We start from the raw sequence: 21,167 nt of genomic DNA on the forward strand, positions 1-21,167 counted from the left end.
GCCGGCCTGCGAGGATCGGGCCCAGGCCGACCCCGCCTCCGCGGCCGAGCATCGGACGCGGCCCCTTCGCCCATGCAGAAGTCCACCCAGGAGACCGCGCCCCCGGGGCCCCCGCCCGGCACCGTGATCGACGGCCGTTACCGCGTGATCCGGTACATCGGTCAGGGAGGCGCCGGTCTCGTGCACGAGGTGGAGCACCTGCTCACCGGCCGGAGGCTGGCGATGAAGACCCTGCACGAGGAAGCCGGCTACGGCCGCCTCGAGCAGGAGGCGAAGGCGACGAGCGCCATGAAGAACTCCCACGCGGTGAAGATCACCGACATGGGGAGCGGGAAGAACGGCGCCGGGGCCTACCTGGTGATGGACCTGCTCGACGGTCAGAGCCTGCGCCAGAGGCTCGACTACCAGAAGCGCCTGCCCATCGATCTGACCATCAACATGGCCCTGCAGGTGTGCGAGTGCCTGGCCGAGGCGCACACGCTCGGGATCATTCACCGCGACCTCAAGCCGGACAACATCTTCCTCACCCCGAGCCCGCTGCCAGGCCAGCACGACGTGAAGGTGCTCGACTTCGGCGTGGTGAAGATCTCCGGCGAAGGCGCCCTGCCCCAGGCCGCGCTGACCCGCACCGGATCGACGGTGGGCACGCCCTACTACATGAGCCTGGAGCAGCTCCGGAACTCCTCCGCCGTCGACGCCCGCGCCGACATCTACTCGCTCGGCGTGGTGCTCTACGAGTGCCTCACCGGACGCACGCCGTTCGAGCAAGCCGAGACCTTCGGCGATCTGATCTACGCGCTCTGCTCGGGGCCGCCGACGCACGTCGTGGAGATCAGGCCAGACACGCCGCAAGCCCTCGGCGAGGTGATCATGCGCGCCCTCTCGGTGCAGCGCGAGGACCGCCAGACGAGCATGGTGGAGATCGCAAGGGCCCTGCTCCCCCTCGGCAACCCGGCCTTCGGGCTGTGGCTCCACGCCGACAAACCCGAGCCCACCCGGTCAGGACAAGCGCCCGCCGCCGAGCGGCGCGTCCCTCCGCCCCTCCCCGCCGCTGCTGGCACCCAGGCCCTCCCGCTGCTGGTGATGCCTCCACGCGAGCCACGCGAGCCCGGTGACTGGGACACCACGACCACGCACATGAAGGCCGATCCGCGCGCCAAGATGCCGGTGCGGGGCGGCGACTCCATCGAGCTCATGCTCACCGATCACGGCGGGACACGAGACCCGGACACCCCGACACGCGCGCTGACGGGCTTCGCACACCGCGGCGGCGACGAGACGCAGACGCTCGTGTACCACGACGGCACGGTGAGCCCCCCGGCCGCTCCGGCCCCGCGCCCGCTCGCCCAGATGCCCATGGGGCCGGAAGGCGAAACGATGCGCCTCGCTCCCCTCGAACCCGACGGGCTCTCCTACCTCGCGCCCTCGCCTCCCAAGCCCCAGGTCCCCGCGCCTCCGCTGATCCCGCACCTCTCCCCTGTGGCACCGTTCTCCACCGCGTCCCCCAGCGCCTCCAGCTCCGACGAGCTGCAGACGGCCCGGCTCCATCAGCCCCTGATGCCGAGCCTTCCGGACATGGACGATCTGAGCTTCAAGCCCGCGTGGAAGCGCGCCCTGGACCGTGGGGTGGCGCGCCTCGCGCAATGGGCGGCCCCAGTGCTCCGCCCCGCGATGGCCCGCTTCCACGAGGCGAGCCCCGGCGAGCAGCTCGCGCTCGCCGTGGGTGGCGCGAGCCTCTTCGCCGCCCTCTTCATCCTCTTCCTCTACCTCATCTTCAGCTGAGGACGGGGACGGGGCCGGCGGGCCGACGCCACCCCGCGCGGCGCCCCCTCCTCAGGTCCCGTCGGGCGCGATCGCGTCCCAGCCCGTGGCCCTGGCGAGCCGCGACATGGCGAGGTCGAGTTCCATCGTGGCGTTGAGCTGGTTGTAGCGGTTCTGCGCGTAGGACCGGGCCGGATCGATGAGGTCCTTGTCCGGCGAGGTCCCCACGTCGATGCCCTGCTGCACCATCAGCAGCCAGCGCCGCGCATACCGCGCCGCTTTGCTGTAGGCGTCGAGCCGCTTCTGCGCCTCCACCACCTCTGCGTAGGCGATCTCGACTTCGCTCGCCACGCCCCCGAGCGCGTAGCGCTGCTGCGCGGTGACCTCTTCGAGCTGCGCCTCCGCGTAACGGATGCGCGCCGACTGGGACAGGAAGTCGAGCCTCCACTGCAGCCCGATCGCCGCGCCGTACGAGAAGTAGTTCCCCGGATCGCTCACGAAGGGGTTGATCTGGTTGGCCACCTCGGGCGCCGTGCTCATGCCGAACTGCAGCCCGAGGCCGATGTCCGGGAAGAGCTGGGACCGGGCGAGGTGCACCTGCGCCGTGCGCGCCGCGATGCCCGCGCGCGCCTGCATCAGCTCGGGCCGGTGGAGGCGCGCCGCGGTGAGGTAGCGCGAGACGTGCCCGAGCTTGTGCTTCGGAGGAGCGATGGGTGCGTCGGGGATGTCGAGATCGGCGACCCCCGTGTAGAAGCGCAGGCCAGCCAGGGCCATGGCGATGTACTTGTCGGCCTCGGCCTCGCGCACATCGATCTCGGCCGCGAAGGTCTGCAGCTTGAGGAGATCGATGGGATCGCCCTCCTCGTTGTCCACCTGCTCCTGGAGCTTGGCCAGCGCGCTCTTCAGCGCCACCCGCACGTCCGCGAGGAGCAGGCGGCCGTCGCGCGCGAGCTGCAGGCCGAAGTACGCCTTGCGCACGTCGAGGCGCACGACGTCCCGCTCCTTCTCCACGCTCGCCTCGTTGACGCGCACGTTGGCCTCGGCGGCGTTCCAGAGGTTGGTGATCTTGCCGAAGGTCCAGAGGGGCACCACGCCGTCGATCCCGAACCGCCAGGCCACGCCCAGGCTGCTGGTGAGCGCGACGTCGGTGTTGGGGCTGAAGACGTTGTTGCCGCGCACCGTCGGGGCGAGGGCGACCCCACCCGCGAGGCGCCACTGCGAGTACGGCGCGTAGTGCGCCTCGTCGAGCTGCGCCCGCACCTGGTTCAGCTTCGCGCGCGACACGAGGACGTTGGGATGGTGCTGATCCGCCAGCGCGAGGCAGCGGGGCAGATCGTACGTTCTCACCGCCCCGCGCGAGATCGCTGCAGCCCCGCGGGACCCTGCAAGCTCTGCGCGGGGGCCTCGTTCATCCTCGGAAGGCCCGGGCTCGTCCGGGCCCTCGTCCGCACCGGCCAGGGGGACCACCAGGCCGAGGGCAGCGACGACGGCCGCAGCGAGGAGGCGAATGCCCGCAATGCGTCGGCCCATGAGGCGGCCGACGCTAGCACAAGCTACCCCTGTGGAGCACCCGGCGGACCGCCCGGCCCTGCGCGCACCCGTTCGCCCTCGTCCCGCGGCGCGCTCACGCCTCTCTGACCAGCTCGGTCCGGTCGGGTTCAGCACGCTTACCCGTCCTTGCCGGCCCCCCGCACGCCCGCCTCGGCCCCAGCATCCTGGCTGAGCCCCTCCCCGGCCGCCTGCCCGTCGACCCGCCGCTCCACCCGCTTCTTCAGCCGGCGGAAGTTCGCCCGGTCCATCCCTGCCTGACGTGCCGCCTCGCTCACGTTGCCGCCGCAGCGCTCGAGCAGCGTCGCCACGTACTCCTGCTCGAACGCGTCGATGGAGCGCTCCCGCGCCTCCACGTAGGAAAGCTCCCAGAGATCGGCCGCCGTCACCGCCCCGTGCTTCCGATCGGGTCCGGCGATGGTCGGCGGTAGGTCCCCCGGCGTCACCACCTCGCCCCGCGCCATCAGCGTCGCGTACTCGATGGCGTGCTCCAGCTCCTGCACGTTGCCGGGCCAGGGGTGCTCCCGCAGGTAGCGCATCGCCTCGGCGCTGATCCGCCTCACCTCCCTCCCCTCGCGGCGCCCGTAGCGGCGGAGGAAGTGGTGCGCGAGCAGCGGGATGTCCTCGCGGCGCTTGCGGAGCGAGGGAACGTGCAGCGACACCACCCCGAGCCGGTAGGCGAGATCCTGGCGCAGTGCGCCCTGCGCGACGCGCTCCCGCAGATCGGCGGCGCTGGTCACGATGAGCCGCGCCGCGAGGCGCCGGTGCGCCGCTGCGACCGCGGCCCCCGCGCCGTCATGGCCGCCCACCTCGCCGCGCTCCAGCGCCTGGAGCAACCTGACCTGAGCGGGCAGCGGCAGGGCTTCGATCTCCGCAAGGAGCAGCGTCCCCTCCCCTGCCGCGGCGAGCGCGCCAGACACACCAGGCGCGCCAGACACCTCGCCCGTACCGAACAGCGCGTCCTCGACCTCGGACGCCGGCAGCGCGCCCACGCTCAGCGCCACGAGGGGCCGATCCGCGCGCGGCGAGCGGCGGTGGATGGCCCGCGCCAGAAGCTCCTTCCCGACTCCCCTCTCTCCCGTGATCAGCACCGGCACGCTCGAACCAGCGATGCCGAACGCCTTGCGGACGACCTCCTGCACCCGCGGTGAAGCGCCGAGGAGATCGGGATCGGGGGACAGATCCCCCTCGCGCCGTTCGAGCGCGCGCACCCGGGTGAGCAACCGCCGTCGCTCCACCGCCCGCTCCACCGCGAGCATCGCCGCAGCGTCGAGGTCCGCCTGCTTGACGACCAGCCCGAAGGCACCGCCCCGCGACGCAGCGAGGGCTGGCTCGGCGTGCTCCGGCTCCGCCATCACCACCACCTCCACCTCCGGGTGCTCGGCGCGGATGCGGGAGAGCACCTCGACGCCACCGAGCGCGGGCGGCGGCTCGCTCCGGCGCAGTGACGGGCCTGCCATCGCCGGGGCCCCCGTCGCGGGCGGCTCGCTCCGGCGCAGCGGCGGAGCGGCGGGTGCTGGCGCGGCGCCCGCGGCAGGCGTGACGACGGTCATCCCGAGATCGAGCAGGACCGCGTCGATCCGCGTCGTCGCCAGGAGCCCCAGCGCCGAGCTTCCATCCTCCGCGGTGAGGACATCGAAGCTGCGCAGGAGCGCCCGGGCCAGGCTGCGGCGCAAGGCAGGCTCATCGTCGACGACGAGCACGCGCGCGCGAGGGGCAGCGCTCACCTCCCGCTCACGTCGCCTTGCGACCCGTGAACGCCGGCCAGGGATCGCCCCGGCGCGTCGACGGCGGAGGCCCGGGCTCCTCGTCGGTCACCACCAGGCGCGCATCGTAGGCGCGGCGCAGCGTGCCGGTGCTGGAGGGCGGCGGGAGTGACGGCGTCGCCCAGGCGCCGGACTGCTGGTACACGCAGAGCCGGTTGCCCCCGTCGCGCTTCGCCTCGTTCAGTGCGGTCTCCACGGCCCTGAGCAGCGCGTCCTTGGTGCGCACCTCGCGCGACGGATACAGCGCCACGCCGATCGACACCGAGAACCGGTGGTACTGCCCCTCGTGCTCCACCGTGCGCTCGCTGACCTCGCGCCAGATGCGCTCCGCCACGATCACCGCGCCCGCGAAGTGCGTGCTCGGCAGCACCACCAGGAACTCGTCCCCGCCGTAGCGCGCCACCACGTCCACCTCGCGCACCGAGCGCCGGAGCCCCTCCGCCACCCGCTGGATGGCCGCGTCCCCGAGCCCGCGCCCGCCGGCCTCGTTGAGCGCCTGGAGCTGATCGATGTCCGCGAGGATGCACGCGAACGGCTCGTGGTAGCGCTCCGCGCGCTTGAACTCGTCGGTGAGCCGGGTGTGCAGGTAACGGTAGTTGTAGAGGCCAGTCCGCTCGTCGTGAGAGCTCAGCCGATCGAGGTGTGCCCGCTGCGCCGCGACCTGATCGTGCAGCGCCTTGATGCGCAGCATCGCGTTCACCCGGGCGAGCAGCTCTTGCTCCTCGAGCGGCTTGCACACGTACTCGTCAGCGCCGATCTTCAGCCCCTCGACGCGGCTGTGCGTGTCGGTCTTGACCGTGATCAGCACCACGGGGATGAAGCTGTCGGGGCTCATCCCCTTGAGCAGCCGGCACGCTTCAAGCCCCGAGAGCCGCGGCATTCCCACGTCGAGCAGCACCAGGTCGATCCCGCCCCGCGCCACCCGCTCGACGGCCTCTTGCCCGTCCTCGACCAGCTCGACCAGGTGCCCCGCGCGGCGGAGGATGTCCGCCAGCATGTCGCGCGTCACCTTGTCGTCGTCGGCCACCACGATCCGGTGTGGACGCGGGCTCTCCTGCACCGCCCAACCAGACGCGGGCGCCCCCCGGGTCGACTCCGAGGCGCCGAGCGGTCCACGGTTGCTGTCGCTGGGCGTCACGGTGTGCATCCTCCCTTCTGCAGCCACAGGGCGCAACGGCCTTGAGGGGTGGTAAGACGCTGGCATGACCCAAGAGCGGTTCCGGAAGCTGGCGATGGCCACCCTCGCGGCCACGCTGGCCGTCATCCTCTGGGGGGCGTTCGTGCGGGCGACCGGCTCGGGAGCCGGTTGCGGCAGCCACTGGCCGACCTGCAACGGCGAGATCATCCCCCGCGCCGCGGCGACCGCCACGCTCATCGAGTTCACGCACCGCATCACCTCCGGGATCGCCTTCCTCCTCGTGGCCCTGCAGTTCTTCTGGGCCCGCAAGGCATTCCCTTCCGGCCACCCTGCACGCGCGGGCGCCGCCGCCTCGATGTTCTTCATGGTCACCGAGGCGGGCGTCGGCGCCCTCCTCGTGCTCTTCGAGTACGTCGCCGACAACGCCTCCGTGGGGCGGGCGGTGTGGATGGCCGTCCACCTGGTCAATACGTTCCTGCTGGTCGGCGCGATGGCCTGCACCCTCTGGTGGGCGCGCGGAGGCGCGCCGGTGCGCCTCCGTGGTCAGGGAGCGACGGCGGCCCTGCTCGCGGCGGCCCTCGCCGCGACCCTGCTCGTCGGCGTGACCGGAGCCATCGCCGCGCTCGGGGATACCCTCTTCACCGCGCGCACCCTGTCCGAGGGCCTTGCGCAGGACCTGTCTCCCACGGCGCACTTCCTGGTACAGCTACGGGTGTTCCACCCCATCAACGCCGCGCTCACGGCCGCCTACCTCCTGTTCCTGAGGACGGCGATCCCGGCGCGTCGCCCGACCCCCACCGTCCGGCGCCTCGCGAATGCCACGGGCGCTGTGGTGGTGATGCAGATCGGCGCCGGCCTCCTGAACCTGCTCCTGCTCGCGCCGGTGTGGTTGCAGCTCGTGCACCTGCTCCTCGCCGACGCCCTGTGGATCAGCCTGATCCTCCTCGCGGCAGCCGCGCTCGGTGCTCCCGAGGCGGCAGGACACACCCCCGCGGGTGACCCGCTCGCGGCTGTGGGCAGGACGGGCTGACGGCGCGCTGACGACGGCGCGCTGACGGCGCGCTGACGTCGATCAGTACGACTCGTCCTCCACCTCGACCTGTGCGCCCTTCTTGCTCCGTGAGGCAGAGGGCGGCCGCGGCGTCGGTGGAGGCGCCGGGAGCGCTCCCGGCGCGACGGCAGGGAAGTCGACCTGGACGACGATCCCCTGATCCGTGTCCATGACCCGGTGCTGCCCCTCGCTGGGGACCCGCAGCTCGATGACCAGATCCAGGTCAGACCCTTGCTGCTGCAGCAAAACGCGGCCGACCGGCGTCGGAAAGAAGCCAGTGACCAGGGGATACTGGTTGGTCTGGATCGCCTGCGTGCCCTTCATCCGGTACGTGAGCCGCCCTGCCGCGCGCGACTCGGTCACCTCCACCTTGCGGCTGACCTGCACGAAGACGCGCGAGCCACCTCCGGGGATCATGCGGAACCCGGGGTACGTGGCGATGGGCCCACCAGCCACGAGCGGCGCCGCCTTCGTCGCTTTCTTGCGCTTCCCCGTGGGCCGTGTCGGCGACGGGGGCTGCGCGGCGGCCACGGGACGGAGGGACGCCGCCGCCCCCGCCGCCGTCGAGCCTCCCGCCTGCGCCATCCCGGTGGCTGGCGCTCCGGCTGGCGTGGAAGCCCCCCCTGCTGCCGCAGGTGCGGGCGTCTCCGGCGTCGCGGGCGCCGCTGCCGGTGGCGAGCCTCCCGCGCCTCCCGCGGCTGGCTGGGCTGGCGGGGACGCAGCCGGCGGCGTCTGCGCCAGGGCGGGAGAGGTGAGCAAGAGCGCCAGGGCGACAGGGATCGACCGGTGGGACCACATGCTCGAAGTACAGCACGCCGGCGCGGGATCGGAAAAGCCAGCGCCTCGCGTACTCTGGGGTCAGGACATGGGCGCAGGGCTCTCCCACGTGATCGGGGTCGATGACGCGCCGTTCCTTCGCGAGCACCGGGGGGACGTGGCCATCGTCGGCGCGGTCTTCGCCGGCTCACGGCTGGAGGGCGTGCTGAGCGCGCGGGTACGGCGCGACGGGCGAAACGCGACGACCGCGATCGCGGCGATGATCGCCCGCTCGCGCTTCGCCACGCACGCCCAGGCGGTGATGCTGCAGGGCATCGCCCTCGCCGGCTTCAACGTCGTCGACCTGCACGGGCTGCACGCCGCGCTGGGCCTGCCGGTGGTGGTGGTGGCGCGGCGCGCACCGAACCTCGACGCCATCCGCGAGGCGCTGCTCACCCGCGTGCGCGGGGGTCGCCGGAAGTGGGCGCTCATCGAACAGGCAGGCCCCATGGAGCCCCTGGCAGGGGTGTTCGTGCAGCGGGCCGGCGTGAGCCTCCCCGACGCCGAGGCGCTCCTGCGGCGGTTCGCGCTGAGCGGCAAGCTTCCCGAGCCCCTGCGCGTGGCGCACCTCATCGCGGGCGGCGTGACGCGCGGCGAGAGCCGCGGGAGAGCCTGACACCTCGCGCCGTCATCACCCCGTCATCAAGCCGTCGTTCCAGCCGCGTGGGCGCTCCCCTACACTGAGGGAATGCGCCGCTCCCTTGTCTTCTTTGCCCTCGCCCTCCTCGCCGTCCCGCTCGCTGCCTGCTCCGGCGACGACACCTCCGCCTCGGGCCCGGGAGGCCCGGGCCAGGACGCGGGCACCGACGCCGAGCCCGCGGGCGCCGAGATCCGCGTCGAGCCCGCAGGCGCCACCGCCACCGTCGACATCGGCGGGGCCGCTGCCCCCCCCGTCACGTTCCGCGCCTACTACCGCGCCGAAGGCGAGGAGGAGATCGACGTCACCGATCAGGCCACATGGGGCGCGCAGACCTCCACGATCGCCTCCGTCACGGCTGGCTCGGCGCAGCCCCTCGGGATCGGCGGCAAGACCCAGATCGTCGCCAGCTTCCAGGGCACGAGCGGCAGCGGAAACCTCACCGTGCAGCTCACCGGCGAGGTCTTCCTGGGCGGCCTCGGCCCCGAGATCAGCGACGCCTTCGACGTTGCCGGCCAGGATCCCGACGCCGCGAACGCGCCCCTGCTCGAGTACCCGCAGGACGGCGTGGTGCTCCCTGGCAACCTGCCGCCCATCGAGGCCCAGTGGTCCCAGGCCTCCGACAGCAACGTCTACCGGGTCCATCTCGAGAGCCCCGAGCTGCTCGACGTCGCCTTCTTCACCACCAGCCGCGAGCTGCTCTTCCCGCCCGAGGCCTGGTCCGTCATCCGCCAAAGCGTGCCCGACGCCCCGCTCACCCTCACGGTCGAGGGCCTCGGCGCGACACATCTCCTGCGTTCGAGCGGCCCGCACACCCTCACCATCACCGCGGACACCATCGACGAGAGCGCCATCTACGTCTGGCAGTCCTCCACCGGCACCTTCCGCGTGCTCGACGTCATCCAGGGGACCGACATCGCCCTGCCCAGCAACAGCCCCCAGCTCGGCGCCGGTCAGCCCTGCTCCGGGTGCCACCGCATCTCCCGCGACGGCAAGCGCTTCGCCTACAGCTACGACGGCGCGAACTTCCAGATCGGCACCCTCGCCTACGACGAGGCCACCCAGATCTTCGCCGCCAAGATCGCGCCGACCCCCGGGGTGCGCGGCACCTACGCCAGCTTCAACCCCCTGGAGGAGAGCACCCGGCCCGCCATGCTGCTCAGCGTGCCCGACGATGTCGCACAGAACTCGGCAGGCACCGTGCGCCTGATGATGGTGGATCCCGACACCAACGCCCCGATCGCCAGCAACATCGCCGAGACCACCCTGCAGATCGATCCCGCCATCGGCCACGGGACGCTGATGCCCGACTGGTCCCCCAAGGGCGACTTCGTGGTGTTCGTCGCCTACAACAGCGACGCGACCTACGTGCGCGAGGTGGGCGACGACGTGGCGCTCGGCTCCATCGTCGAGGCTTCCGTCGCCTACAACGCCTCGACCGACACCTTCCAGTTCGGCGCGCCCAAGGTGCTCGTCGCCGCCGATCCTGCCGCGGGCGCGGACGCGGGCCACAACCACTTCCTCCCCACCATCTCCCCCGACGGGAGCGCCGTTGCCTTCACCCGCTCCGCCGGCTACTGGTCGCTGAAGACGCAGCAGTCCCTGCTCAACCTGAGCGGCCAGGTCATGGTGGTCCGGCGCAGCGACGGCCGCGCCTTCGAGCTCTCCGGCGGCAGCAGCGGCCCTGGCCAGGTCTGGAGCAGCACCTGGCCCCAGTGGGCCCCCTCGCTCGGGCAGCGGTACGCCTGGCTCGCCTACGCCTCGGAGCGCCCCTACGGCCACCGGCTCACCCCCGCCAGCTACGAGAACAGCCTCTGCGCCAGGGTGCAAGGGCAGCAGCAGTGCAAGCAGCTCTGGATCACCGCCATCGATCGCGACAAGCTCGCGACCGGCGACATCGACCCCAGCGCCGCCCCCTTCTGGATCCCCGGCCAGACCCTGTCGGCCCAGTACGTCAGCCCCCAGTGGACCAAGGCGGTGCTGCCGGCGCCCCAGTGACACGCAGCTCGGCGAGGCGGCTGCTCGCGACGCCTCGCAGCTCGCAGCTCGCGACGCTTCGCCGCTCGCCTCTCGCGTCGCGCCTCGCCGCTACATCTGCAGGAGCGACGTGAGCGGCGCCCGGGCCATCACCGTGTACACGGCCCCCTTCGGGGTCAGCTCGCTCCGGTACACCACGATCTCCGTCACCCGCACCTCGCCGAAGTCTGCGTCGGCAAGCTCCTGCGCGCAGGCCTCCAGCCCCGGATCGCCGCGCGGATCGCGCGAGCGCGCCAGGGTCAGGTGCGGCTCGAAGCGCTCCATCTCGGGCACGTAGCCCGTCGACATCGCCAGCGCCTGCTCCAGATCCCGCCGCACGGCGCCGAGCTCCTCCACGTCGCCGGTGACCTTGAGCCACAGGACCCGCGGCCGTCGCCCGGCGCCGAACACCCCGCCCTTGCCGAGGCGCAGCGTCACCGGGCGGTGGAGCGCCGACGCGCTCTCGGCAGCGGCGATCACGAGCGGCACCCGCTCCTCGGCGATGTCGCCGAGGAACGCCAGCGAGATGTGCAGACCCGCAGGGTCCACCCACTTCGCTGAAGGCGCCTTCGCGTTCAGCCTCTGCATGAGGGGCAGGATCTCTTGGAGCTGCTCGGCTCCCGGCTCGACGGCGACGAACACCCGCACGGAATCACCTACGAAGAGCTACCAGCCACACGTCTCGCCTTTGTTCTGCTCGCGCAGCCACTTCTGGAGCGGCTCGAAGTACGCGAGCAGCGCGCCAGGGTCGGCCGCCGGTTGCCCGGTGATGGCCTGCATGGCCTCCTGCCACGGGCGGCTCGCCCCCATCGCCAGCATTGCCTTCAGCTTGTCGCCCGCCGCCTTGCTCCCGGAGATGGAGCAGGTGTGCAGGGGCCCCTTGTGCCCAGCCGCCGCGCAGAGCGCGCGGTGGAACTGGAACTGGTAGATGTGCGCGAGGAAGTAGCGCGTGTACGGCACGCCCGCGGGCACGTGGTACTTCGCGCCGGCATCGAAGTCGGCCTCGCTGCGCGCGACCGGCGCCGCGACCCCCTGGAACTTCTGCCGCAGCGCCCACCACGCCTTGTTGTAGTCGGCGGGCTTCGTCTTGCCGGCGAACACGTCCCAGCGCCACTGGTCGATGAGCTTGCCGAAGGGCAGGAACGCCACCTTGCTCAGCGCCTGCTTGAAGAGGAAGTTCACCTGCCCCTTGTCGTCCGTGGGCACCTTGTCGAGGAGCCCCAGCGCCTTCAGGTAATCGGGCGTCACCGACAGGGCCAGCGTGTCGCCGATGCCCTCGTGGAACCCGTCGTTGGCCCCCGACTGGAACAGCATCGGGAGCTTGTAATAGTAGTGGTAGTAGTAGTTGTGCCCGAGTTCGTGGTGGATCGTGATGAGATCCTCCTCGGTCGGCTCGATGCACATCTTGATGCGCAGGTCGTCGCGGTAGCCCACGTCCCACGCGCTCGCGTGGCACACCACCTCGCGATCGGTGGGCTTCTTGAAGAGCGACCGCTCCCAGAAGCTCGCGGGGAGCGGATCGATGCCGAGGGAGGTGAAGAACTTCTCCCCCATCCGCACCATCTCCTTCGCCTCGATCTTCTTCGCCTTGATCGTCTTCGTGACGTCGAGCGAGGGCTGCCCCGGGAAGGGCACCATCAGGTCGTAGACGCCCTGCCAGTCCTGCGCCCACATGTTGCCGAGCAGGTGGGCCGGCAGCGCCGCCTTGTCGCCGATCTTGTCCTTGCCGTGGCGCTTGCGGAGCTGCGAACGCACGTAGCAGTGGAGGTCGTCGTAGAGCGGCTTCACCTGCCCCCAGAGCCGGTCGGTCTCCGCCTCGAACTGCTCTGGGGTCATGTCGTAGCCCGCCCGCCAGAGCGCGCCGACATCCGGGAAGCCGACCTCTTTCGCCCCCTCGTTGCCCAGCTCGACGTAACGCTCGTACTTCTTCTTCAGCGGCGGCGCGATCGCGTGCCAGCCCGTCCAGGCTTCGAGCTGCTCGTTCCAGTCGCGGCTGTCGCGCAGCACCTCGCTCAGCTCGGCGACGGTCAGGCACTTCTTCTTCTCGCCGCCCTTCGGCGCGGTCAGGTACTTGCCGAGCACCGTCTTGCCCTCGGGCGGGCAGTACTTTCCCTTGCCGTAGTCGCTGCCCATGCTCACCAGCAGCTCGGCAAGCTCGGCGCGCTTCTTCGGGTCACTCGGCGCGGGCTGGGTGGTCGCCACCTTGAGGAGCACGCGCTGGCGCTCCAGCTCCGGCGGGAGCTTCATGCCGTCGAAGCGGGTGGCCGCCTTGGTCACCCGGTTCAGGTACTCCATGGACGCCTCCTCGGTGGCCGCCGAGAGCGCGTCAGTGTCCTCGATGATGTAGGTCTGGTTGATCCAGGAAGCGCGGCTCGACGCCGTCCAGAGCCGGCGCAGCTCGCGGTCGATGTCCGCGAAAAACTGGCGCGCTTCTTCGACGGTAGGCGCTCCGGGGGCGGCTGCGGCGTTCGCTCCAGCGGCTGCCGCAGGGGGCGGCGCGGCGGCTGCCGCAGCGGGCCCCTCCGGCCCCGGCTGGGCGCTACCCCCACACGCGGTCGTCATGCCCACGGCGGAGAGCGCCAGCGCCACGAGGCCTGAGCGCACGATGGAGCCGCAAAACCCGCGGCGACCAGAGGTCGTTGGTTGCTTCACGTTTCGGGGCACGAGGATCTCCCGGAGCAGTGGTGCGCCCTTCATACACGCCGGACCCGGCCAAGGGAACCGGGTACACTCCGTGCTCAGCATGAACAGAGCCCCCGCTTTGCCCAAGGCACCTTTCTTCGGCAGCGCCGCCCTGGCGCTCGCGTTCACGACGTTGGTCGCCACCCCGTCCTGCGGCGGAGACGATCCAGCGCCCGCCGGCCCCGCGGCAATTCCGCTCGAAGCGTTCGCGGCGGAGTACACGAGCGCTTCGTGCGAGCTCGCCGCACGCTGCGGTCAGATGCCCGACCTGGACACGTGCCTGCGCCTCGATCACGCGAGCGGAGAGCTGCTCCAGCTCATGGCCTCGGCAGTCTTCGGTGACGTGACCTACGACGCCGACGCCGCACGCGCCTGCGTGGACGCGCTGCGCAACCAGAGCTGCGACACGCTGCTGGCAGCGCAGCGCTCGGTGGAGTCCGCGTGCGCGGGCGTGCTCACAGGCGCCGCCGCCGTGGACGAGCCCTGTCTGGTCGCAGGCGAGTGCGCAGGCGACAGCGTCTGCGATCGCAGCGGGTGCGAGGGCAACGGCGATCCCTGCTGCCTCGGGAAGTGCGCAGCGGCCCCTGCAGCCGTGGCGATCGGCGGCGCCTGCGGGGAGCTGCCGTGCGTCGACGAGGCCTACTGCGAGATCACCGGGGAAGTCGAGGAGGGCGTCCCTCCCGTGGGAACCTGCGAGGCGCGCCGCGACAACGGCGAGAACTGCTCCGCCTCCAACGCCTGCAAGGACGGGCAGCGCTGCGATCTGAGCACCGGCCAGGGCCGTTGCTACATCCTCTCCCCCGAGGGAGAGCAGTGCAACGCGACCCTCGACGTCGCCTGTCTCGCCTCCGACAACTGGTGCGACCCCGCCGCGAACACCTGCGTGAAGCTGCCCAGCCCAGGTCAGGCCTGCACCCCGAACGGCCGCTGCATCGGTCACGCCTACTGCGCCGAGGGCACCTGCCTCGCCCGCCCCAAAGAAACCGAAGCCTGCACCGGCAACGGCCCCTACTGCCTCGGCGACCTCCGCTGCGAAATGGACATCTGCATCCCCCCCCCCACCCCCCGCGTCTGCGTCTCCGACTCCTGATTACTGCGTACCCCCTGAGCCAGGGTACGCAGTACCCCCTGATTTAGGGTACGCAGTACCAGTTGCCGTGGAAGCCGTAGGGGATGCGGTGGGGGCAGCGCAGCACGGCGATGGGGGTGCGATCCAGCTCCAAGGCGTCGAGGATGAGCAGTTCGCTGCGGTCTTCGTCGGCGTGGTAGACGACGGCGAGGAGCCAGGCGTCGCCCTCAGGGGCGTCGGGGTGTCGGGGCACGATGACGGGCTCCGAGGTGAAGCTCTTCGGGCCCAGCTCGCGGCGCCGGGAGTGACCTTGGGTGTGATCGTAGAGTGCGAGGGCGTTGAGCTGGCCCTCGGCGCCTGCTGGACCGCGCCGGCTCGCGCCCCAGCCGTAGCGGTAGGGGCGCATCGCGTAGCGCGGATCGACCACGGGGAATTCCATGGGCGCGTCGTCCACCAGGGTCTCGGTGACGGTGCCGCTCCGGAGGTCCACGCGCAGACGGGTGAGACGGGCGTCGGGGTTGTCGGTGAAGCGCGGGTTTGGCGACTCGCCGCCCATGTCGAAGAAGGGGAGACGGGGGTAGCGCGCGATGTCGAGGACCACGGCGTCGCCGTCGTCGTACGCGTTCATGGGGTGGAAGAGGTAGCAGGGTGGGATGTCGATCCACTGCACGGGCGCGGCTGCGTCGTCGCGGGAGGTCACCCCGAGGCGCGCGCCGAGCGAGGGCTCCCACCGCACGGCGTCGCGGCCCTGCATCTTGGCGCCCATCCAGAGCGTCGCGGGCAGGTGGTAGAAGATGGCGCGCGTCTCGGTGACGCTGAAATCGTGCATCATCGACGCGTAGGGCGCATCGATCTCCCTGCGCAGCCGCAGTGATCCGTCGGCGCCGAAGACGTAGTAGGTGATGTAGGGCGCCTTGCTGCCGTAGCCGAAGGTGTAGATCACGCCCGTGGCTGGATCGATCTTCGGGTGGGCGACCATCGGCGCGAAGTCGAGGAGACCGCCGAAGGTGTACCTCCCGCGCGTCTCCAGCGTGCGCGGGTCCAGCTCGTGTGCGGCTGCGCTCTCTTCCAGGGTGAGGAGGCGCCCTGCCATGGGGAGCACGTTGGTGTTGCTCCGGTCCTGGGAGCGCACGATGCGGCGGATCTGGTCCTCCTTCAGGGGCAGACCGAGCACCGAGCGTGCCCGCAGTTCCAGAAGCTCCAGCGGGGTGAACCCGAGCGCGAGCCAGCCTTCGGGGAGTGTCGCGCTGGCGAGGTCGCGGATGCCCCCGAACAGGGCGCGCCCGGCGCGCTCCTCTTGCTGAAACTTGTCGGTGCGGACCCAGCGCCGCCGGTGGGACACCCGGCCGTCCTCGAAGTGGAAGGCGTCGACCATCCCGTCGCCGTCGAACCAGTGGTAGCGCACCGGATCCAGCGGCTCGTAGCGCGGCGCAGGTCCCATGCGGTAGAGCGCGCCGGAGAGCGCACGCGGCACCTCGCCGGACGCGAGCTCGAGCGCGGAGGTCTCGGTCTCGGCCCGGTAGGGAGCGTAGTTTCCCTGCAGGTAGGGGTTCGGCGGCGGGGGATGCGGCGCCGTGGGCGGAGGACGGCCGAGGAGACCGCGGAGGGCCGGGGGTGCGGCCGAGAGCAGACGATCGAGGAGCATGTTTTTCCTTCCGTGACCGCTTCGAGATCGCTCGTGAAACTTCGAGATCGCGCGTGACCGCGTGACGAGGACTGCGCACGCTACTGCGTCACGAGCACCTTGAGCACTCCGGGTTGCTGCGCGAGGCGGAGCGCCTCGTCGGCCCTGGCGAGGGGGACCCGCGCCGAAATCAAGGGGAGCACGTCGACGCTGCCCGCGGCGAGGGCGCGGAGTGCGGGAGGGAAGGAGCCACAGCGCGAGCCGACCAGGGTGATCTCGTTCACCACGAGCGGGGCGAGATCGACCTCGGGGCGCGCCGCGAAGGTGCTCTTGAGGACCAGGGTCCCGCGCGGGAGCGTGGCGCGCACCGCGGCGAGGAACCCCTGCGGGGAGCCCGTCGCCTCGACCACCACCTCGGCGGGCTCGCCGGACCAGGCTGACGCGAGCACCGCGTCGATGCCGCGCGCGCGCAGCAGGGCGAGCTTGTCCTCGTGGCGCCCGACCACCAGCACCTCGGCGCCAGCCTGGTGGAGTACCTGCGCGCAGAGCAGCCCGAGCTTGCCGTCGCCGAGCACCAGGACCCGGGTGCGGGGCCGGACGTGCACCTGCTCCAGGATCTCGAAGGCGGCAGCGAGCGGCTCCGCGAACACGGCGGCCTCGTCCGACAGACCTTCGGGCACGGCGTGCAGGTTCGCGACCGGGACTGCTACCCGCTCGGCCATGGCGCCGTCCGCGCCCAGGATGCCCATCACCGTGCGCCCCGGGCAGTGCCGCCCGAGCCCCCGCGCGCACATCGCGCAGCGGCCGCACGCGAAGTTGATCTCGGCGGTGACCCGCTTGCCGAGCCAGGCCTCGGGGCCCTCCTGCACCGTGCCCACCACCTCGTGGCCGAGCACGCCGTGGAACCCCATGTAGCCGCGGACGATCTGCACGTCGGTCGCGCACACGCCGGCGAGGTGCACGTCCACCACGGCCATCCCCTCCGCGGCCACGGGCTCGGGGCGATCCTCGACGCGCAGCGCTGCGCCGTCCCAGGTGAGCGCGCGCATCAGCGCCTCACCTCGAACAGGTGCACCCCGTAGGCAGGCGCCTCCACCGGCAGCCCGCGGTTCACGTCGAGCAGCTCGTCGCCGCTCCACACCCGCGCCTCACCCGTCAGCACGTCCACGATCTGCACCTTGCGCCCTCCGATCCCGGCGAGATCCAGCGGCACGCGGCACGTGGCCCGCGCCGGTGAGAAGTTGACGACCACCACAAACGGGGTCGCGCCCGACGCGACCTCGGAAGGCCGCACCACGTCCCAGCGGTGGGCCACGAACGCCTCCGCGAGGGGTCCGTGCGCGACGAGCGTGGCGAAGCTCCCCGAGCGGAGCGCTGGCTTCTGCAGGGCGGCGAGAAGCGCCTCGTGGAACCGGAGGCACCGCGCGTCGACCGGCTCTGCCTGGAGCCGCGCGAGGTGGAGCGGCGCCCGGAGCTTCCGGCCTTCGAGCTGCCCGTGATGGAAGAAGCGCATCCCGGGCACCGTCGCGACGAGGACGGTCGCGGCGCGGCGGCGGTCCGGCGGCAGTACCACCGCCACCCGGGGCTCGTCGTGGTTCTCCACGAAGCGCACGCTGCGCCGCTGGTAGTCGGGCGACGCCGCGAGGTGCCCCCGCACCGAGCCCGCCGAGGCGTGCGAGAGGCGATCGTAGAAGCTCTTGTCGTAGGTGTAGTCGAAGCCCAGCATCTGGAGCCGCCACTCCAGGTCCCAGTAGGCCTCGGCGATGAACAGGAAGTGCGGGTGCGCGCGCCGCACCGCTTCGATCGCCTCGGCCCACAGCTCACCTGTCGCCTCGGACGCGCCGGACGCGTCAGATGTACCGGACGCGGGCGGCACCGACGCCCAGCTCTTCCGGAACACCTCGTCGAGCACCAGCATCGCCATGTCGCAGCGCACGCCGTCGCAGCGCTCGGCGACCCCGACCAGCGCCTCCACGATCGCCTCCCGGGTGCCCACGAGCCGCACGTCGAGCTGCGCCGTGTCCTTCCACGGAGGGAAATACGGATCCTTGCCCGCGAGCAGTGCTCCCTGGGCGTCGCGCATGAAGCACCCGGGCCGCTCCTTCACCCAGTGGTGGTCCCGCGCCACGTGGTTCGGGACGAAGTCGAGGATGAGCCGCATCCCCCGGGCCCGCAGCCGCTCCCGCAGCGCCGCGAGCGCGACGTCACCGCCGAAGGCTGGACTCACCGCGTACCGCGCCACCGCAAACGGGGATCCCACCACGTCGTCCTCGGTCCACCCGGGCAGCACGCGATCGTGCTCCTCGCGCAGATCGCTCATCTCGCGCGACAGGCGCCGCCCCTCGTCGCCGAGCGTCCACACGCCCATGAGGTAGACGAGGTCGAACCCCATGCCGGCGAGGCGATCCAGCTCCGCGTCGGGGACCGAGGCCAGATCGATCGGCTCGCCCGCGGCGCTGGACAGCTCGTCCAGCCAGACGCGCGTGAAGATTTCGTAGGTGGTCGGGTGCTCGTAGGCCGGGGTGGTGGCGCGCATGGTCCTTCCGGAGGGAGGTCTCTACCACGCTGGGGCGCGCCCCCTCCCCCGCCAGGATACGCGCCTACTGCGCGCGACGGAACTGGCCGGCGCGTCCGCGCACCGAGCTGCGCCGCCGTCCGAGCGCGAGACCCGCGAGCGCGAGGCCTGCGAGCGCTGCGCCGCCAGCCGGAGGTGCGCCTGTGGTGCGGCAACCGCAGCCGCCCTGCTTCGGCTCCACTGCAGGCGGCGTCTCGACGGGCGCCTCCGCGGTGTCCGTGGACGCGGGGTCCTCCGCCGGAGCGTCGGCCGTGTCGCCCGCCTTCTCCATCTCGGGCTCGACCTTCTTCTCTTCCTTCTTCTCCTTCTTCTTCTCGCCGGCGAACACGATGGCGCGCCTGTCGATCACCGGGTTCTCGCCCTTGAGGATGAGCTTCTGGGTCTGGCCCATCTGCACCCCGTCGCTGACGCGGGTGATCTTCAGATCGTACTCACCGGACTCGAAGCCGCGGTCGCGGCGGAGCACGAAGTCGAACTTGGTGGTGGTGAAGACCTTGCCCGAGGCGTCCGCGAAGCCGACGTCCATGCTCTCGTTGATGGACTGCTGGCCCTTCAGGGGGATCTTGTTGAGGATCGGCTTCTCGGGCGACTGATCGGTCAGCGCGCGCTCGTAGTGCGCGGTCGGGGTGAAGGCGAAGATCATGGGGATATGCGCCAGGTGCGGCGTGGTCCCGTAGTTCATCGTCATCTTCAGCTTCCACCGCCCGTCCTCCTCCTCGGGCGAGCGTTCCGCGACGGTGACGGTGCCGGCGGCCAGGACGGGCCGCGCGAGGATGAGGAGCGCGCTCACGACGAGGAGCGCGCCGGCGAGGAGCCGGATCGTGAAACGGGGCAAGAAGCGAGCGCTACGCATGGCGCGACCCTACCAGGGATCCCGCGCGTCCGGGAGGTGGCCCTCACGGGCGCCCCGGGTGAGCGTGGATCAGTAGGGGAACCAGAGCAGCTTGTCGGTGACGGGCTTGTAGCAGGCGTCCCGGCCGGCCACCTCGTTGTCGGTGCAGCTCGCGGTGTCCAGGCAGTCGGCGACCTCGTAGCGACCGGCGCCGTTGTAGCTCGTGGTGAGCATCACCCGCTGCTCCGCGTCGAGCTTGGCGAACCCCGCCTTGCACTCGGCCGGCGGGACGTTCTCGCAGCGGAACATGCGCGCGCAGCGCGACTCCATCAGGTCCTGCGCCTGGGCCTCCGGCTCGTTGATGCTGCCGGCGATCTCGCTGTTGCAGAGGGCGATGATCTGGGAGCGCTCGGGGGCCTCGTCGCCGGCGGCCTCGAGGCGCCTCGGGAAGCACTTGGCCATCTGCCGCAGGTATCCAGGAGACGACGTGGGATAGGCAGCCTTGCAGGCCGCGAGGTGCTCCCACTTGGGGCCGCCGCCGAGCACCTTCGCCAGCGCGTCACACCACACCGCCTGCGCGGCGGTCACCGCGTCGCGATCGGGAAACTGAGCCGGCCCGCCCCCGCAGGCACCGAGCGCGCCGGCGACGACCGCGGACGCGAGGAGCGCTGCGGCGGCCCGGGTTCGAAAGGGACGCGGAGCGTGCATGGGGCGACCCTAGCATGACCCGCGGGTCAGGGAAGAGTGCTCGGTGCCACGCTGTCCCGGGGCAGCTTGCGCGAACCCCGGACCGCGGGGTGAAGGCTCGCTCACGCCACGCGCGCTCCAGGCTGACCCGCACGTTATTCCCCAGAATCGTCCTGGCCCCCCCGTTCGATGCAGCGTTCGCGCGAAGGAGCCGTGAAGTCCCGGGTCCTCGGCGCGGCGTTCGCGCGAAGCAACGGGGGCGGGAGCGTAGGGACCGAAGGTCCCTGAAGTGCCGTACGCAGTACCTAGCGGCGGATGCCGGCGGCGCCGCCCCGCGAGGAGGGCACGCCGCTGCGGGAGTCTTCCGAGCGACGGCTTTGCCGGTCGACGGCGGCTTCCGGTTCGCCGCGTGACTTCAGGATCCTGGCGATGCTCGACGGGCTGTGCGAACGAGGAGGGGACTCCTGGCGCGCCACCTCGATCAAGCGTTTCACGTGGGGCGCCAACGATCGCACAGCCTCGAGGGCCCCTTCGAGAGGGAACTGGTCCCAGTTCACTGCCCGCGGATCACCGAGCAGGTCTCCCGCGGGGCCTGTCACCAGGACCCATGAGGGCGACTCCTGACGCAGCCACCGGAACAGGGCAGCCAGCCAGACCTCGCCCTCGAGCGCCGGGGACCCGGAGCCCAGGTAGACACTGACGGTATCCCATCGGGGGCGAGGCATAGGAGGTACGAGGTCAAAGCAAACGGCGTGCCCCTGCTGGCCGGAGTTTCCTGCAGGCGGGAGACGAAGGGGCGTCCTCGGCTCCCCGAGTGGCAGCGACGGCGGCCTGCCGGCTGCCGTTGTGCCTGAATGAAACATGCGCTGGGAACGGCGGACACCCTGCGAGAGCGCCCTGGCCGTGGCGAGCGTGCACGGAGGGATCGTCCTGACGCGCAGGATCCAGCCACTTCTCTCCCCCCT

Annotated in this window: 17 protein-coding genes; 5 read left to right on the forward strand and 12 right to left on the reverse strand. The window is 71.4% G+C overall.

Translation table 11 applies throughout. The features are described 5' to 3' along the window. The first annotated feature begins 72 nt into the window (after positions 1–72). Positions 73–1,782, forward strand: coding sequence for a serine/threonine-protein kinase (locus CAP_RS45250; RefSeq protein WP_052375653.1), 1,710 nt, complete (start codon positions 73–75; stop codon positions 1,780–1,782). A 51-nt stretch (positions 1,783–1,833) separates the two neighbouring features. On the opposite strand, the gene CAP_RS22265 is transcribed toward CAP_RS45250, so the two are convergent. The 3 genes from CAP_RS22265 to CAP_RS22275 all read right to left on the reverse strand — a co-directional run bounded on the left by CAP_RS22265 (position 1,834) and on the right by CAP_RS22275 (position 6,213). Beyond that, positions 1,834–3,291 (reverse strand): TolC family protein, encoded by a 1,458-nt coding sequence (locus CAP_RS22265; RefSeq protein ID WP_044244381.1) that lies wholly within the window; start codon positions 3,289–3,291, stop codon positions 1,834–1,836. A gap of 137 nt (positions 3,292–3,428) precedes the next feature. Further along, complete coding sequence (locus CAP_RS22270; RefSeq protein WP_044244382.1) at positions 3,429–5,036, reverse strand: sigma-54-dependent transcriptional regulator; 1,608 nt, start codon at positions 5,034–5,036, stop codon at positions 3,429–3,431. Between the two features lie 7 nt (positions 5,037–5,043). Beyond that, positions 5,044–6,213 carry a GGDEF domain-containing protein gene (locus CAP_RS22275; RefSeq protein ID WP_231511620.1) on the reverse strand — a complete coding sequence of 390 codons (1,170 nt, stop codon included), beginning with the start codon at positions 6,211–6,213 and terminating at the stop codon, positions 5,044–5,046. A gap of 64 nt (positions 6,214–6,277) precedes the next feature. On the opposite strand from CAP_RS22275, the gene CAP_RS22280 reads away from it, so the two are divergent. Continuing rightward, entirely contained in the window at positions 6,278–7,243 is a 966-nt protein-coding gene (locus CAP_RS22280; protein WP_044244386.1) for a COX15/CtaA family protein, read from the forward strand. A gap of 42 nt (positions 7,244–7,285) precedes the next feature. Here CAP_RS22280 and CAP_RS22285 read toward each other — a convergent pair whose 3' ends face one another. Further along, a complete protein-coding gene (locus CAP_RS22285; protein WP_156041041.1) occupies positions 7,286–7,681 on the reverse strand; it encodes a hypothetical protein in 396 nt (131 codons plus the stop codon). 448 nt (positions 7,682–8,129) lie between these two features. Between CAP_RS22285 and CAP_RS55815 the strand changes: the two genes are divergently transcribed. Both CAP_RS55815 and CAP_RS22295 read left to right on the forward strand, forming a co-directional pair. Continuing rightward, positions 8,130–8,696, forward strand: a complete 567-nt coding sequence (locus CAP_RS55815) for an endonuclease dU (protein ID WP_044244391.1) — start codon at positions 8,130–8,132, stop codon at positions 8,694–8,696. Between the two features lie 72 nt (positions 8,697–8,768). Beyond that, positions 8,769–10,715, forward strand: coding sequence for a TolB-like translocation protein (locus CAP_RS22295; protein WP_044244392.1), 1,947 nt, complete (start codon positions 8,769–8,771; stop codon positions 10,713–10,715). Positions 10,716–10,805: 90 nt separating this feature from the next. On the opposite strand, the gene thpR is transcribed toward CAP_RS22295, so the two are convergent. Beyond that, on the reverse strand, positions 10,806–11,381 hold the full coding sequence (thpR, locus tag CAP_RS22300) for an RNA 2',3'-cyclic phosphodiesterase (RefSeq protein WP_044244393.1): 576 nt from the start codon (positions 11,379–11,381) through the stop codon (positions 10,806–10,808). A gap of 18 nt (positions 11,382–11,399) precedes the next feature. After that, the gene (locus CAP_RS22305; RefSeq protein ID WP_044244446.1) at positions 11,400–13,295 is read right to left on the reverse strand and encodes a M2 family metallopeptidase; all 1,896 of its coding nucleotides are present in this window, start codon (positions 13,293–13,295) and stop codon (positions 11,400–11,402) included. Positions 13,296–13,476: 181 nt separating this feature from the next. Between CAP_RS22305 and CAP_RS22310 the strand changes: the two genes are divergently transcribed. Continuing rightward, on the forward strand, positions 13,477–14,505 hold the full coding sequence (locus CAP_RS22310) for a hypothetical protein (protein ID WP_156041042.1): 1,029 nt from the start codon (positions 13,477–13,479) through the stop codon (positions 14,503–14,505). 43 nt (positions 14,506–14,548) lie between these two features. Here the strand turns inward: CAP_RS22310 and CAP_RS22315 are convergent, their stop codons facing one another. From CAP_RS22315 to CAP_RS50790, 6 genes are all read right to left on the reverse strand, one after another. Beyond that, positions 14,549–16,129 carry a carotenoid oxygenase family protein gene (locus CAP_RS22315; protein WP_052375654.1) on the reverse strand — a complete coding sequence of 527 codons (1,581 nt, stop codon included), beginning with the start codon at positions 16,127–16,129 and terminating at the stop codon, positions 14,549–14,551. 80 nt (positions 16,130–16,209) lie between these two features. Beyond that, positions 16,210–17,157, reverse strand: a complete 948-nt coding sequence (locus CAP_RS22320) for an MDR/zinc-dependent alcohol dehydrogenase-like family protein (protein ID WP_044244399.1) — start codon at positions 17,155–17,157, stop codon at positions 16,210–16,212. Then, positions 17,157–18,644, reverse strand: coding sequence for an alpha-amylase family glycosyl hydrolase (locus CAP_RS22325; protein WP_044244401.1), 1,488 nt, complete (start codon positions 18,642–18,644; stop codon positions 17,157–17,159). Before CAP_RS22325 ends, CAP_RS22320 begins: the two co-directional genes overlap by 1 nt. Before the next feature lie 64 nt (positions 18,645–18,708). Beyond that, the gene (locus CAP_RS22330) at positions 18,709–19,536 is read right to left on the reverse strand and encodes an MYXO-CTERM sorting domain-containing protein (RefSeq protein ID WP_044244404.1); all 828 of its coding nucleotides are present in this window, start codon (positions 19,534–19,536) and stop codon (positions 18,709–18,711) included. A gap of 69 nt (positions 19,537–19,605) precedes the next feature. Next, positions 19,606–20,223 carry a hypothetical protein gene (locus CAP_RS22335; protein ID WP_044244405.1) on the reverse strand — a complete coding sequence of 206 codons (618 nt, stop codon included), beginning with the start codon at positions 20,221–20,223 and terminating at the stop codon, positions 19,606–19,608. Between the two features lie 284 nt (positions 20,224–20,507). Continuing rightward, on the reverse strand, positions 20,508–20,696 hold the full coding sequence (locus tag CAP_RS50790) for a hypothetical protein (protein ID WP_156041043.1): 189 nt from the start codon (positions 20,694–20,696) through the stop codon (positions 20,508–20,510). Between the last annotated feature and the right edge of the window lie 471 nt (positions 20,697–21,167).

Origin of the sequence: Chondromyces apiculatus DSM 436, assembly GCF_000601485.1 — a bacterium.
GTDB classification, from domain to species: Bacteria; Myxococcota_A; Polyangia; order Polyangiales; family Polyangiaceae; genus Chondromyces; species Chondromyces apiculatus.